We start from the raw sequence: 14,337 nt of genomic DNA on the forward strand, positions 1-14,337 counted from the left end.
TTTAGGAGGAACAAGATGTTTACAAATGAAATAAAAATCATGCTTTATGTCGATGATGTTGAAAAAAATGCAACATTTTGGACAAATAATGGTTTTGCAGAACTAGATCGACAAGAAATGGATGGTACATTGATTGTTGAGATTGGCCCAGCAGTCGACGCACAAGCCAAATTAGTTTTATATGATCGCAAATTTATCGAGGCACATTCACCAGAGGTTGCGTCAAATTCACCTTCTTTAATGTTTGCAAGTGAAGATGTTTTTGGTTTATATAAAAAAATGCAAACAAATAAAGTCACACTAGGTGATCTAGTCCAAATCGGCGAAGAATACGTTTTTAATTTTGCTGATCCAGACGGCAATTATTTTGCAGTGACTGGCAAATAAGTTGAAACTTTTGTAGATGGTTATCATAGAATCTGCAAAAGTTTTCTTTTTTTGATGATAAAATAATTATGTAAACTTAAATACATTTAACCATTCAATCTTGCGTAAAAATGCACAAGCAAATAAATCGTCAAATACCTGATCCTTTCTTATACTATTTGGGAATCATTAGAATGAAGGGATGTCACAGTATGGATTACCAAGTTTTACTTTATTATAATTACACAACAATTGAAGATCCAGAAATGTTTGCGAAAGAACATTTAGCCTTTTGTAAGTCATTGAACTTGAAGGGGAGAATTCTTGTCGCAACGGAAGGGATTAATGGCACGTTGTCAGGAACGCTTGCAGATACGACTGCTTATATGGATGCAATGAAAGCAGATGCACGTTTTGCAGATACTTTCTTCAAAATCGATCCAAGTCCTGAACACGCATTTAAAAAAATGTTTGTTCGTCCACGTTCGGAATTGGTTTCTCTTAAATTAGAGGATGATATCGATCCGAAAGATACCACTGGAGCTTATTTATCACCGCAAGAATTTAAAGAAGCAATTCTTGATGAAGAAACTGTTGTGATAGATGCGAGAAATGATTATGAATATGATTTAGGTCATTTTCGTGGGGCTGTTCGACCAGAAATCCGTAGTTTTAGAGAACTACCTCAATGGATTCGCGACCACAAAGAAGAATTTATGGACAAACGTGTCGTTACTTATTGTACAGGTGGTATTCGTTGTGAAAAATTTTCTGGCTGGTTAGTTCGAGAAGGCTTCAAAGACGTTGGGCAGCTGCATGGTGGAATTGCGACATATGGAAAAGATCCCGAAGTTCAAGGTGAATTATGGGATGGACAAATGTATGTCTTTGATGAACGAATTGCGGTTGAAATCAATCATGTCGATAAACAAGTAGTCGGTAGAGATTGGTTTGACGGAACCCCCTGTGAACGCTATGTGAATTGTGCAAATCCTGAATGTAATCGTCAATTTTTGACTTCGGTAGAAAATGAAGCGCGACATCTTGGCGCATGTTCAAAAGAATGTGCGCAACACCCAAACAATCGTTACCTTAAAGAACATTCGTTAACAGATACAGAAATTGCAGAAATCTTGGTGGCAAATTTTAAATAAATCAAATGTTTAAATCGTTAAGGAATCAAAGGTTACCATCAATTATTGCCACTAAATAGTCGCTAAAAGAAAAGCAAAAACCTGTTTTTCTTTTAGCTCTTTTTTTGTTGGAATCACTTGCAAAATTACGCTATACTTTTTGAGAAAGGATGCGGTGGTTATGAAATCTTTGCTCTATGCAATTAGCGATGTACATGGAGAATATGAATTGTTTCAAGCGTTAGTAAGTGAATATGATCCGACAATTCATCAATTAGTTTTGATTGGTGACCTAAACGATCGCGGACCGAAAACAAAAGAATGTTTTTTGCTTGGGATGAAATTAGCGAAAGAAACTGGTGCCATTTATTTACGTGGAAATCATGAGGAGTATTTCTTACAATTTTTACAATCACCAGAAGATTGGTATGATGCATATTTGCGTAACGGCGGGAAAGAAACCTTTGAAAGTTTATTACATCCAGGTGCGACAGAAGAGTATTCTCCAACAGAAATCGCAATGATGATTCGTTCAAGATATGATGAATTAATTCAATTTTTAGTGGAGAGACCCTTGTATTTTGAGTGGAAGCACTATTTATTTGTTCACGCAGGAGTAGATTTAACGAAAAAAGATTGGCGAGAAACCAGTCCAAGAGATTTTATTTGGATTCGTGAACCTTTTCATAACGGAAAAAATCTAACGGGCAAGACGATCGTTTTTGGTCACACAATTACACCATTGTTGCATGGCGATATGCAAACAACAGATTTGTGGCTAAGCGACAATAAAATTGGGATTGATGGTGGTGCGGTCTTTGGAGGCTCCATCCATGGCGTGATTTTTGACGAACAAGGAATCGTTCAAGATATCGAGTATCAAAATAATCAGGGACCATGGCAACCAGATTTTTGATTTGAGATTTGTGAATAAAGCGCGAAACATAAATTTTCCAAAAAGTGTAGGACATCTTGTCCTATGCTTTTTATTTTGTCATCCCGCCTTTTTTTATTCCATAAAAAAAGTATGCTAAAATAGACAAGCGACTAACAAACTAAAGGAGAACATCTTGATGACAGAAAAACTAAATCAAACAATTATCCAGCTTGTCCAAAAAGAATTAGCAAGCTATAACAAAAAACAATTAACAACGGTTCTTCATTTATTGAGTGAAGGAAATACAGTTCCTTTTATTGCACGCTACCGAAAAGAAATGACAGGGAGCTTGGATGAAGTCCAAATTCGTGAAATCGAAGATCGTTACGCATACTTAGAAAATTTAGAAAAAAGAAAAGTGGAAGTTTTACGCTTAATTGATGAACAAGGAAAATTGACGCCTGAATTAGAAGCGGGGATCCTTCAAGCAGTCAAAATGCAACAAGTAGAAGACCTATATCGCCCATATAAACAAAAACGCCGTACAAAAGCAACGATTGCCAAAGAAAAAGGATTAGAGTCACTTGCCGAATGGTTATTGCAATTGAATGACCAAAAAGTTGAAACTTATGCGCAAACATTTATTAATGAAGAAAAAGAAGTTTTGTCCGTAGAAGATGCGTTGCAAGGAGCACATGAAATCATTGCGGAACAAGTCAGCGATACTGCTAAATTCAGAACTTGGATTCGTTCTTACACTTATAATAAAGGTAGTTATGTAAGTTTAGTAAAAGATGCAGACTTAGACGAAAAAGGTGTTTATGAGATGTATTACGACTTCTCAGAGCCTGTTCATAAAATGGTTTCTCACCGCATTTTAGCAACAAATCGTGGCGAAAAAGAAGATATTCTGAAAGTCAACCTGCAAGTAGACGAAACAGCAGTAATGGATTATTTGGAACGTCAATTAGTTGGTAATCCAACTTCACCTGCAGCAAGTTATGTGCGTGAAGCCTATCAGGATAGTTACAAACGATTTATTTCTCCAGCGATTGAACGTGAAGTTCGCAATGAGTTAACTGAAAAAGCGGATGAACAAGCTATTGCGATTTTTGGTGAAAATTTGCGAAACTTATTATTACAACCACCTTTAAAAGGAAAAGTTGTGTTAGGCTTTGATCCAGCTTATCGTACAGGTTGTAAATTAGCGGTAGTTGATGCTACAGGGAAAGTCTTGGCAATCGAAGTCATCTATCCACACAAACCAGCTGCTCAAGCAAAACGTGAAGCAGCAAAAGGTCAATTTGTAAAACTAATCAATCAATATCAAGTAGATATGGTCGCAATCGGAAACGGAACAGCTAGCCGAGAATCAGAATTATTTGTGGCGGAACAATTAAAAACTGTAAATCACACAGCATATTATGCAATTGTCAATGAAGCTGGTGCCTCTGTTTACTCTGCAAGTGAAGTCGCTCGAACGGAATTTCCTGATTTACAGGTTGAGGAAAGAAGTGCTGTTTCAATTGCACGACGTTTGCAAGATCCATTGGCAGAATTAGTCAAAATTGATCCGAAAGCAGTAGGCGTTGGGCAGTACCAACACGATGTTTCCCAAAAAAGATTGGCAGAACAATTAGACTTTGTGGTTGAGACAGTTGTTAACCAAGTGGGTGTGGATGTAAACACGGCTAGCCCCCAACTTCTACAACATATCTCTGGGTTGAATAAAACAATTGCACAAAATATTGTTACTTATCGTGATGAAAATGGTGCATTCAATGCACGCACGCAATTGAAAAAAGTTCCAAGATTAGGGCCAAAAGCATACGAACAAGCCATTGGATTCTTGCGGATACCTGATGGGAAAAATATATTAGACAATACGGGTATTCACCCAGAAAGTTATGCGGTAGCAAAAGAAATTTTAACTATGAACCAATTAACTGAAAAAAATCTGGGCACTGCTGAAGCAACAGAAGTCTTAAAACAATTAAACCCAGAAACTCTAGCTAAAACTATGGAGATTGGTGAAGAAACATTGACCGATATTTTAGAAGGATTGACACAGCCTGGTCGTGATATGCGAGAAGAAATGCCAGCACCATTATTGCGTCAAGATGTTTTAAGTATGGAAGACTTGAAGGCAAGTATGGAATTAAAAGGGACTGTCCGAAATGTTATCGACTTTGGTGCTTTTGTGGATATTGGTGTCAAGCAAGATGGACTCGTTCACATCTCAAAATTGAGTAAAAAATTTGTTAAGCACCCAACTGATGTAGTTTCTGTTGGAGATGTCGTAACTGTATGGGTAGAACAAGTCGATGTGAAGAAAGGTCGTATTAGTTTAACCATGCTTTCACCATATAAGGAGTAAAAAGTGACACAAGAGGAATTACAAAGGCTAGTTGAAGCTATTTCGATTGAGTGGTTTCAACAGCCGTTTACACATGAAGCTATGTTTAACGCACGCCTGAAAACAACAGGTGGACGTTATCATTTGAATGATCATCATTTAGACTTCAATCCGTCGATGTTTGCGCAATCTGATGAACAAACAGTTGTCGGAATCATTAAACATGAATTATGTCATTACCATTTGCATTTAGCTGGGAAAGGCTATCGTCACCGAGATAAAGACTTTAAACAATTGTTACAACAAACTGGCGGGTTGCGTTATGCGCCAGCTGTAGCAAAAAAAACCAGTAAACTTGAATGCTATCAATGCGTAGGTTGTCAGGCAATGATTTATCGAAAACGGAAAATTGATACGGAACGTTTTCGTTGTGGACGCTGTCGTGGAAAATTAGTTTGGCAAGAAACAAAACGGCTAAATAACGATAACGACTAAATAGATAAGGAAAGGAGTATTGTTCGGATGATTGATAATTGGAATCAGCTACTAACATTTTTAGCGGATCCACCAGCTATGGATGCAGCTAGACACAGACAAACAGCTCCTCTCCTGATTCTTGCAGGAAACGGGTTACCAGTTTTGGTTGATCATGCAGCCGACCTTTTGCGAAAAAAACAGATTGAACAAATTTTTTTAGTAGGCGGAATAGGTCATGCGACACCAATACTTCGAAGAAACTTTGAAGAGCAAGGATTTTTATTTTCTGAAACACTTAGTGAAAGTGAGATGTATCGTCGCTATTTACAAGAAAAATATCATTTTTCAGATGCGCAGTTACTCGTTGAGCCACACTCCACAAATTCTGGTGAAAATGCTCAATTTGCGTTAGACAAACTGCAAGAGTTGCAGTTATCCCCACGAAAAGTTTTATTGATGAATGATCCTATATTACAGCGGCGAACAAGAGCAACTTTTGAAAAAGTATGGGAAAACACAACTGTTGAATTTGAAAACTATGTACCAATTGTTCCACAATTAGCATGTTGGAGAGATGAAGATACGAATACTATCATGACATTCACTCAAACAGAATTAAACTATCAATGGCCATCAGATTACTTTAAATCATTAGTTTTAGGAGAGATTGCTCGTTTACATGATGATGAATATGGCTATGGTCCTAAGGGGAAGGGCTATCTTAAGCATATCGAGATTCCGGCAGAAATTTGGACAGCTTATCAAGCCATTTTATCTCAGACAAAATGGCAATTTTCTCGCACTTAACTCATTATTTTGCAAGAAAAAGCATTTGCGAACAAATTTGGTTGAAATTTTTATTTGTTTATAAGATAATGAAAATCGTGTTGAATATGTGAATGAATAATGGATGATAGATAAGAGAAGAGGATTCAAATGACAAAACAAGAAAAATTATATCATTTTGTTGGTATCAAAGGTTCAGGTATGAGCTCATTGGCACTTGTATTACATGAACAAGGATTAAATGTCCAAGGATCAGATATTGAAAAGTATTTCTTTACACAAAGAGATTTAGAAAAAGCAAATATAACAATCTTGCCATTTAGTGCAGATAATATCAAACCAGGTATGACAGTCATCGCTGGAAATGCGTTTCCTGACACACATGAAGAAATTCAACGTGCCAAAGAACTTGGACTTGAAGTAATTCGTTACCATGATTTTATTGGTGATTTTATTCAAAACTATACAAGTATTGCGGTAACTGGCTCACACGGTAAAACAAGCACAACTGGTTTACTTTCACATGTATTGACAGGTGTTCGCCCAACCAGTTATTTGATTGGTGATGGTACGGGTCATGGTGATCCACGTGCAGAATTCTTTGCATTTGAAGCGTGTGAATATCGTCGTCACTTCTTAGCTTACTCACCTGATTATGTGATTATGACAAATATTGACTTTGATCATCCTGATTACTATACAAGCATTGAAGATGTACACAATGCATTCCAAACAATGGCACACCAAGTGAAAAAAGCCATTTTTGCGTATGGTGATGATGAATATCTAAGAAAATTAGAAGCAGACGTGCCGATTTATTACTATGGTATTAGTGATAATGATGATATCCAAGCACGAAATATCGAACGCACAACAACTGGTTCAGCTTTTGATGTGTATCATGAAGATGAATTTATTGGTCATTTTGTGGTTCCGGCTTTTGGAAAACATAATATTTTAAATGCCTTGAGCGTCATTGCAGTTGCCTACTTTGAAGACTTAGATCTTAAAGAAGTATCAGAAGAAATGTTGACTTTCCCTGGTGTAAAACGTCGCTTTAGCGAAAAAATCGTTTCAGATATGACAATTGTTGATGACTATGCGCATCATCCAGCAGAAATTCGTGCAACAATTGATGGTGCACGTCAAAAATATCCAGACAAAGAAATCATTGCTGTCTTCCAACCACATACATTTACGCGAACGATTGCGTTGATGGATGAGTTCGCTGAAGCATTAGACTTAGCAGACCGCGTATACTTATGTGATATTTTTGGCTCAGCTCGTGAAAAACAAGGGGATGTTAAGATCGAAGACCTTGGCGAAAAAGTTCAAAAGGGTGGGCAAGTTCTGAAAGAAAATAATGTTTCACCATTGTTAGATTACCACGATGCAGTGGTTATCTTTATGGGAGCGGGTGATGTTCAAAAATTTGAACAAGCCTATGAAAAACTATTAAGTAACACGACAAGAAACGTCTTGTAATCACTAACAAATGACGAAATCAATCAAAAGCGGCCAAAAAAGTTTTGCCTTTTTGGCTGCTTTCTTGTATACAAAAAGTGCAGTTTCCATAACTTGCCTTTTTGCTTGGTTTTGGTACAATTGTTCTTGAGTAAAATAAAACTGGAGGGTTTCTATTTTGAATATAGGTAAACCGAGAAAATTAGGAAAAACAATAAATGAGTTAGAGGAAGGCGACTCGTTGTCTTTAACAGAATCAATTGAAGACAATCAACTGTTGCTTTATTTAGGATTAACAAATGATGCGAATCCATTATATATTCAACATGATTTTGCACAAAAAACGGAGTATCAACAACCAATTGTGCCATCTGTGATGTTAATGGGTATCATTACAAGTGCTGTTTCTAAGCATTTGCCTGGTCCAGGCTCGCACGTTGTGAATTTTTCTGTGAATTTTATTGAACCAGTTTTCCACTACGAAACATTGACTTTCCAATTTGAGGTCATAAAAGTAGATAAAATGAAAGACGTCGTTACGATTTCTGTTGAAGCAGAAAATAGCGAAGGCAATCGTGTACTCGACGCTGTGGTGATGGTTCAGCCACCTGTTGATCCAGAACTAGAAATTGCATTTGAAAGTGAAGGTGAATTAAATGAATAATCAAAGCGTAGCAAGTGAAGGAATTAATCGTTTCTATTCTAAAGTGTATGGTTACTTAGGGGTAGGATTGGCGCTAAGTGCATTGACTTCATATTTAGCACTATCCGTTTTTCCACAACAAGTAGCGACATTTATTAATGGTTTTCCATTAGGTTTTATGGGACTTTGGATCGTTCAAATCATTTTAGTATTGGTCTTAAGTGCGAAGGCTCAAAAAAATCCAAGTTTAGCTATTGGAGGTTTCATTGCCTACTCCTTACTAAATGGTTTGGTACTAGCTGTGACACTTGCTTTTTATGATATTGGAACAATTACGCAAGCATTTTTGACAGCAACAGGCATGTTTATCGGTATGTCATTTGTGGGAATGGTTACTAAAAAAGATTTGAGTGGGATTGGTCGCGCAGGATTAGCTGCATTGATCGGCGTGATCATTGCCATGTTTGTCAATATTTTCTTACTTCATAGTAGTGCAGTGGATTTCTTCATCTCAATCTTGTTAGTCTTGATCTTTGCTGGAATCACTGCTTATGATAATCAAAATATTCGTAAAGTTTATATTCAAAGTAATGGAACAGCGAACAGTGGTGTGGCAGTGTTCATGGCTCTACAATTGTATTTAGACTTTATCAACTTGTTCCTTGCATTTTTACGAATTTTTGGACGAAACAATTAATTTTTAACATTGAGGCGGGTAGGAGATAAACATTTTCTCCTATCCGTTTTTTCTTTTCGCTTTCCAAGACATTCTTTGTTAGAATAAATAAGAACTTTACGGACGAGGAGCTAATTGATATGACAAAAAATAAATTATTATTGGTCGACGGAAACAGCGTCGCCTTCCGCGCATTTTTTGCGTTGCATAACTCACTAGAACGGTTTAAAAATCGAAATGGGTTGCATACCAATGCAATTTACGCTTTTAATACAATGTTTGAGAATGTGATGCAAAAAGAACAACCGACACATGTATTAGTTGCCTTTGATGCAGGAAAAACAACTTTCCGTACAGAGATGTACGCTGAATATAAAGGTGGACGTTCAAAAACACCTGGTGAATTTAAAGAGCAGATGCCTTACATTCGTGAATTGTTAACTGGGCTCGGTATAAAATATTATGAACTACCAAACTATGAAGCGGATGATATTATTGGTACGTTGGCAGAAAAAGTAGATAAAGAAGTATTTGATGTTGTTATTCTTTCAGGAGATCGAGATTTAACACAATTAGCTACTGATGATGTCAAAGTAGATATCACTGTGAAAGGTGTTAGCGACATCGAAAGTTATACACCAGAACATATCGCTGAAAAGTATGATGGATTGACGCCTAAACAAATCATTGACATGAAGGGTCTAGCTGGTGATGCTTCTGATAACATACCCGGTGTAACCAAAATTGGTGAAAAAACAGCGATCAAATTACTTAAAGAATATGGCTCGGTTGAAGGAATCTATGAACATATTGCTGAAATGAAAAAAAGCAAAATGAAAGAAAATCTGATCAATGATCAAGAACAAGCTTTTCTCTCAAAAAAATTAGCGACAATCAATACGGATGCACCTGTTGATGTTGCAATTGACTCATTGAGATATGAAGGAAAAGACTTAGAAAAATTAGTACCATTCTATCAAGAGATGGAATTCAAGCAATTTTTGGCTAAGCTTGATATTCATGAGGAGGAGCCAGAGTTATCAGATGTTTTATTTGAAGTAGTGACAGCTTACCAACCAGAAATGTTTACTACAGATATGGCGCTTTATGTCGAAATGTTAGGAGAAAATTATCATACAGAAGACATTGTTGGTGTTTCTTGGGGAACGAAGGAAAAAATTTATGTGACCAATGATCTTGGCATTTTTGAAAGTGCAGCATTTAAAGATTGGTTGAGTGACGGAACACGTCTGAAAAAAGTTTATGATGCAAAGAGGACATATGTTGCTTTAAATCGTTACACGGGTAAGACGCAAGGAATTGATTTTGATGTTCTTTTGGGCTCTTATTTGTTAGATACTAATGATAAAAGCAGCGATATCGAAGGTGTAGCTGCGCATTATGGGTATCAAGATATTCGATCAGATGATGCAGTTTATGGAAAAGGTGCAAAAAAAGGGTTGCCAGAAGAGGAAGAAGTTTTCTATGCGCATCTTGCACGCAAGGTGGCGGCAATCAACGCATTGACACCAATCTTGAACAAAGAGCTAGAAGAAAAAAATCAAGCAGATTTGTTTTATAAAATGGAACTACCATTGTCACAGATTTTAGCAGAAATGGAAATTAGTGGAATCAAAGTCGATGCTTCACGTCTACAGGAAATGAAGATCGAGTTCTCAGAACGTCTAAAAGAAATTGAAGAAAAAATTTATGCGGAAGCTGGCGAAGAATTCAACCTAAATTCACCTAAACAATTAGGTGTTATCTTGTTTGAAAAAATGGGTCTGCCTGTTATTAAGAAAACTAAAACAGGGTACTCGACAGCAGTCGATGTGTTAGAACAATTAAGAGAACAAGCGCCAATCGTTGATGACATCTTGGTCTATCGTCAAATTGCAAAAATTCAATCTACTTATGTAGAAGGACTATTAAAAGTGATTCAATCTGATGGCAAAGTGCATACTCGTTATGTTCAAACACTGACCCAAACTGGCCGCTTGAGTTCGGTTGATCCGAACCTACAAAACATTCCGATTCGTTTAGAAGAAGGTCGGAAAATTCGTGAAGCATTTGTTCCAAGAAAAAAAGATTGGCTGATTTATTCTTCTGACTACTCTCAAATCGAGTTACGTGTCTTAGCACACATTTCTGATGACGAACATCTGAAAGCTGCCTTTTTGGAAGGGCAAGATATCCATGCAAGTACGGCAATGCGTGTCTTTGGAATTGAAAAAGCAGAAGATGTAACACCAAATATGCGTCGCCAAGCAAAAGCCGTTAACTTTGGAATCGTATATGGTATCTCAGACTATGGTTTGTCACAAAATCTTGGTATTTCCCGAAAAGCGGCACAACAATATATCGACACTTATTTTGAAAAATACCCAGGTGTGAAGTCATACATGGAACGTATTGTTCGTGAAGCAAAAGATCAAGGCTTTGTGGAAACACTGTATCATCGTCGTCGTTACTTACCAGAAATCAATTCAAGAAACTTTAATTTGCGTTCATTTGCAGAACGAACGGCTATCAATACACCAATTCAAGGTAGCGCAGCTGATATTTTAAAAATTGCGATGATTGATTTGGCGCAACGATTGAAAGATGAAAAACTAGAAGCAACAATGTTATTACAAGTACACGATGAATTAGTTTTTGAAGTTCCAGAACACGAATTAGAAACATTAGATCGATTAGTCAAAGAAGTGATGGAAAATGCTGTTTCGCTTCATGTGCCGTTGATTACTGATAGTAGTTGGGGCAAAACATGGTACGAAGCAAAATAAAAAAGAAAAAGGTGAAGAAGAAACATGCCTGAATTACCAGAAGTTGAAACGGTCCGTAAAGGGCTAGAACGTTTGGTCACAGGAAAAAAGATCCAAAAAGTGCAAGTCTTGTGGCCCAAAATTATTGAACAACCAGAAGCACCGATTTTTGAGGCAACGTTGATTGGTGAAACCATTGAATCAATTGGGCGTCGAGGGAAGTTTCTGATTTTTCATTTAACTAATTATGAGTTGATTTCCCACCTACGAATGGAAGGAAAATATTCTTTTGTGGAAGAAAATCAACCATTAGATAAACATACGCATGTCATTTTCTTTTTTGATGATGGCAGTCAGCTTCGCTATAATGATGTTCGGAAATTTGGACGGATGACACTAGTGTCAAAAGGACAAAGTGATACTTATCGTGGAATCATGAAATTAGGTCCAGAACCGCTACCAGATTTATTTACTTTGTCAGCATTTGAATCAGGTCTTAAAAAATCACACAAAGCAATTAAACCGTTGCTGTTGGATCAGCGTTTAGTCACAGGATTAGGAAATATTTATGTGGATGAAGCTTTATGGGAAGCCAAAATCCACCCAGAACAGCCTGCCAATACATTAAAAAGAAAAGAAATCGAGGCACTTCGATTAGCAATCATTGATGTCTTGGGTCGAGCAGTAGAAGCGGGCGGAACAACGATTCGGAGCTATCTTAATGCGCTTGGAGAAGCGGGTAGTTTTCAAATGGCACTTCATGTTTATGGTCAAACAGGCCAGCCATGTGTCCGTTGTCAAACACCAATTGTCAAAATAAAAGTTGCACAAAGGGGGACTCACTATTGTCCAAAATGTCAGCAACTAAAATTGCCGAAGTAGGTTTCGTTTTAGGGTTAACTGGAAGTATTGCAACAGGTAAAAGTACAGCAGCTGAAGTTTTTAAAAAACATGGGATTCCAGTAATCGATGGTGACGTAGTGGCAAGAGAAGTTGTCGAACCTGGGACTGACGGTTTGATGGCAATCGTTGAAGTATTTGGCAAAGAAATCTTGAATGAAGATGGTACACTAAATCGTAAAAAGTTAGGTACTGTCGTATTCGCAGACGATGAATCGCGACAAACCTTAAATCGTGTGTTGAATCCGTTCATCCGTGGACGTATCAAACAACAAATTGCTGAGAAAAAACAGCAGAATCCATTAGTTGTTGTTGATGTACCTTTACTGTTTGAAGGACACTATGAACGTTACATGGATGCTGTAGCAGTTGTTTACACCACAGAAGCGATTCAGCTCGAACGACTGATGAAACGAAACCAATTAACAGAAGCTGAAGCTTTAAAACGAATAAAGACACAGTGGTCGATCGAAGTGAAAAAAGAACGAGCGGATATTTTGTTTGATAATACTCGAACAAAAGAAGAATTAGTCCAACAAGTTGAGTCGTGGTTAAAGGAACAATCATTTATCACAGATTAAAAAATAAAAAGGCAAAGTGCTTCGTTAGCTGAACGGAGAGCTTTGCTTTTTTAGTTTGGAGGCTCTGATTTCGTTCGCAAAGCGTGTAAAACTAAAGTCACGCGTTTAATTGCGTGGCTGAAAGACGTAGCTAGTCGTATATTTTGAGTATCTTGTTTATTTTTGTTATGCTAAAGATAAGAATAAGGGAGGGATTTGTATGGGAAATATCAAGAATCAAAAAGATAAAGTTGTTGGATCTGCCAAAGAAAAAATTGGTAAGTTACTTGATAAAGATGAATTAAAAAATGAAGGTCGTGTACAAGCTGAGATTGGTAAAAAGAAAGCAGATCAATATAAAGAACGAATTGCTGAACTGGAAGATCAACAAGCAGAAAAAGAAGCGCGTCAACAAGACCTGACACAAGAACGAAAAAAAGAAATGTCTGATCGAACAAAAAAACCACTCCCAGACGCTGAACACATCCCTGATGAACAAAAAATCGAAGAGCAACGGTTAAAACATTACACTGGTATTGAAGAAAAATTGTAGTTTTTGAAAACGTGAGTGATGTTTTCGAAAAGAAACAGTTGAAAATCATTCATAGTTTCGTTTTGACCGTCAAATGAGTTGTGATAAATTTTTGTCACAGCTCATTTTTTTGGAATGAATAGATAAAAACGATTTATTAACGATGGAAACTGCATCTTTTTAGTTGGGAAAGTCGCTTAACATAAAAGTTTCATGTTATAATGCAACTAACTATGAAAGAGCAAAATGTTCTTTTTATAAAACTTAAATGATACATGAGGTGAACTAAATGAGATGTCCAAGATGTCAACATAATAATTCCCGTGTTATTGATAGCCGTCAAGCAGATGATGGTCGGGCGATTCGTCGTCGACGTGAGTGTGAAAATTGCTCATTTCGTTTTACAACATTTGAAAGAATCGAAGCTGCACCACTGCTAGTTATCAAGAAAAACGGTGAGCGTGAAGAGTTTAATCGAGATAAGATTTTAAGAGGATTGATTCGTTCAGCCGAAAAGCGTCCAGTTGCTATGGAGCAAATGGAGCAAATTGTGAACCATGTAGAAAATCGTGTCCGAAGTTTGGGCGAAAATGAAGTATCAACCAATTTAATTGGGGAATATGTCATGGAAGATCTTGTGAATTTGGATGAAATTGCCTATATCCGTTTTGCAAGTGTGTACCGCCAATTTAAAGATATGTCTGTGTTCTTAAAAGAACTGCAAGATATCGTAGAGAAGGCAAAAGAAAATAACAATTCTAAAGATACCGAAGACGAAAGTACAGAATAAAGGGGGCATTTC

Annotated in this window: 14 protein-coding genes; all 14 read left to right on the forward strand. The window is 37.0% G+C overall.

Features of this window, described 5'->3' with window-relative positions:
- Positions 1-15: 15 nt before the first annotated feature.
- The 14 genes from JZO71_RS01195 (at position 16) to nrdR (ending at position 14,325) form a co-directional block, all read left to right on the forward strand.
- Positions 16-387, forward strand: coding sequence for a VOC family protein (locus tag JZO71_RS01195; protein WP_206897781.1), 372 nt, complete (start codon positions 16-18; stop codon positions 385-387).
- A gap of 191 nt (positions 388-578) precedes the next feature.
- Positions 579-1,520 carry an oxygen-dependent tRNA uridine(34) hydroxylase TrhO gene (trhO, locus tag JZO71_RS01200; RefSeq protein ID WP_206897782.1) on the forward strand — a complete coding sequence of 314 codons (942 nt, stop codon included), beginning with the start codon at positions 579-581 and terminating at the stop codon, positions 1,518-1,520.
- Between the two features lie 160 nt (positions 1,521-1,680).
- A complete protein-coding gene (locus tag JZO71_RS01205; RefSeq protein WP_206897783.1) occupies positions 1,681-2,415 on the forward strand; it encodes a metallophosphoesterase in 735 nt (244 codons plus the stop codon).
- A gap of 157 nt (positions 2,416-2,572) precedes the next feature.
- Positions 2,573-4,753: a Tex family protein gene (locus JZO71_RS01210; protein WP_206897784.1), complete on the forward strand. Its 2,181-nt coding sequence runs from the start codon at positions 2,573-2,575 to the stop codon at positions 4,751-4,753.
- Positions 4,754-4,756: 3 nt separating this feature from the next.
- Positions 4,757-5,227, forward strand: a complete 471-nt coding sequence (locus JZO71_RS01215) for a SprT family protein (RefSeq protein WP_206897785.1) — start codon at positions 4,757-4,759, stop codon at positions 5,225-5,227.
- 27 nt (positions 5,228-5,254) lie between these two features.
- The gene (locus JZO71_RS01220) at positions 5,255-6,016 is read left to right on the forward strand and encodes a YdcF family protein (protein ID WP_206897786.1); all 762 of its coding nucleotides are present in this window, start codon (positions 5,255-5,257) and stop codon (positions 6,014-6,016) included.
- Positions 6,017-6,145: 129 nt separating this feature from the next.
- Complete coding sequence (murC, locus tag JZO71_RS01225) at positions 6,146-7,480, forward strand: UDP-N-acetylmuramate--L-alanine ligase (protein ID WP_206897787.1); 1,335 nt, start codon at positions 6,146-6,148, stop codon at positions 7,478-7,480.
- Between the two features lie 157 nt (positions 7,481-7,637).
- Positions 7,638-8,123, forward strand: a complete 486-nt coding sequence (locus JZO71_RS01230) for a MaoC family dehydratase (protein WP_206897788.1) — start codon at positions 7,638-7,640, stop codon at positions 8,121-8,123.
- Positions 8,116-8,799, forward strand: coding sequence for a Bax inhibitor-1/YccA family protein (locus JZO71_RS01235; RefSeq protein WP_206897789.1), 684 nt, complete (start codon positions 8,116-8,118; stop codon positions 8,797-8,799). Before JZO71_RS01230 ends, JZO71_RS01235 begins: the two co-directional genes overlap by 8 nt.
- Positions 8,800-8,918: 119 nt before the next feature.
- On the forward strand, positions 8,919-11,564 hold the full coding sequence (gene polA, locus JZO71_RS01240; protein ID WP_206897790.1) for a DNA polymerase I: 2,646 nt from the start codon (positions 8,919-8,921) through the stop codon (positions 11,562-11,564).
- 24 nt (positions 11,565-11,588) lie between these two features.
- Entirely contained in the window at positions 11,589-12,425 is an 837-nt protein-coding gene (mutM, locus tag JZO71_RS01245) for a DNA-formamidopyrimidine glycosylase (RefSeq protein WP_206897791.1), read from the forward strand.
- Positions 12,398-13,024, forward strand: coding sequence for a dephospho-CoA kinase (gene coaE, locus JZO71_RS01250; protein WP_430733275.1), 627 nt, complete (start codon positions 12,398-12,400; stop codon positions 13,022-13,024). Before mutM ends, coaE begins: the two co-directional genes overlap by 28 nt.
- A gap of 199 nt (positions 13,025-13,223) precedes the next feature.
- Positions 13,224-13,556 carry a CsbD family protein gene (locus JZO71_RS01255; protein ID WP_206897793.1) on the forward strand — a complete coding sequence of 111 codons (333 nt, stop codon included), beginning with the start codon at positions 13,224-13,226 and terminating at the stop codon, positions 13,554-13,556.
- 268 nt (positions 13,557-13,824) lie between these two features.
- Entirely contained in the window at positions 13,825-14,325 is a 501-nt protein-coding gene (gene nrdR / locus JZO71_RS01260; protein ID WP_206897794.1) for a transcriptional regulator NrdR, read from the forward strand.
- Positions 14,326-14,337: the final 12 nt, after the last annotated feature.

It is taken from the genome of Candidatus Enterococcus courvalinii (assembly GCF_017315945.1).
GTDB classification, from domain to species: Bacteria; Bacillota; Bacilli; order Lactobacillales; family Enterococcaceae; genus Enterococcus_B; species Enterococcus_B courvalinii.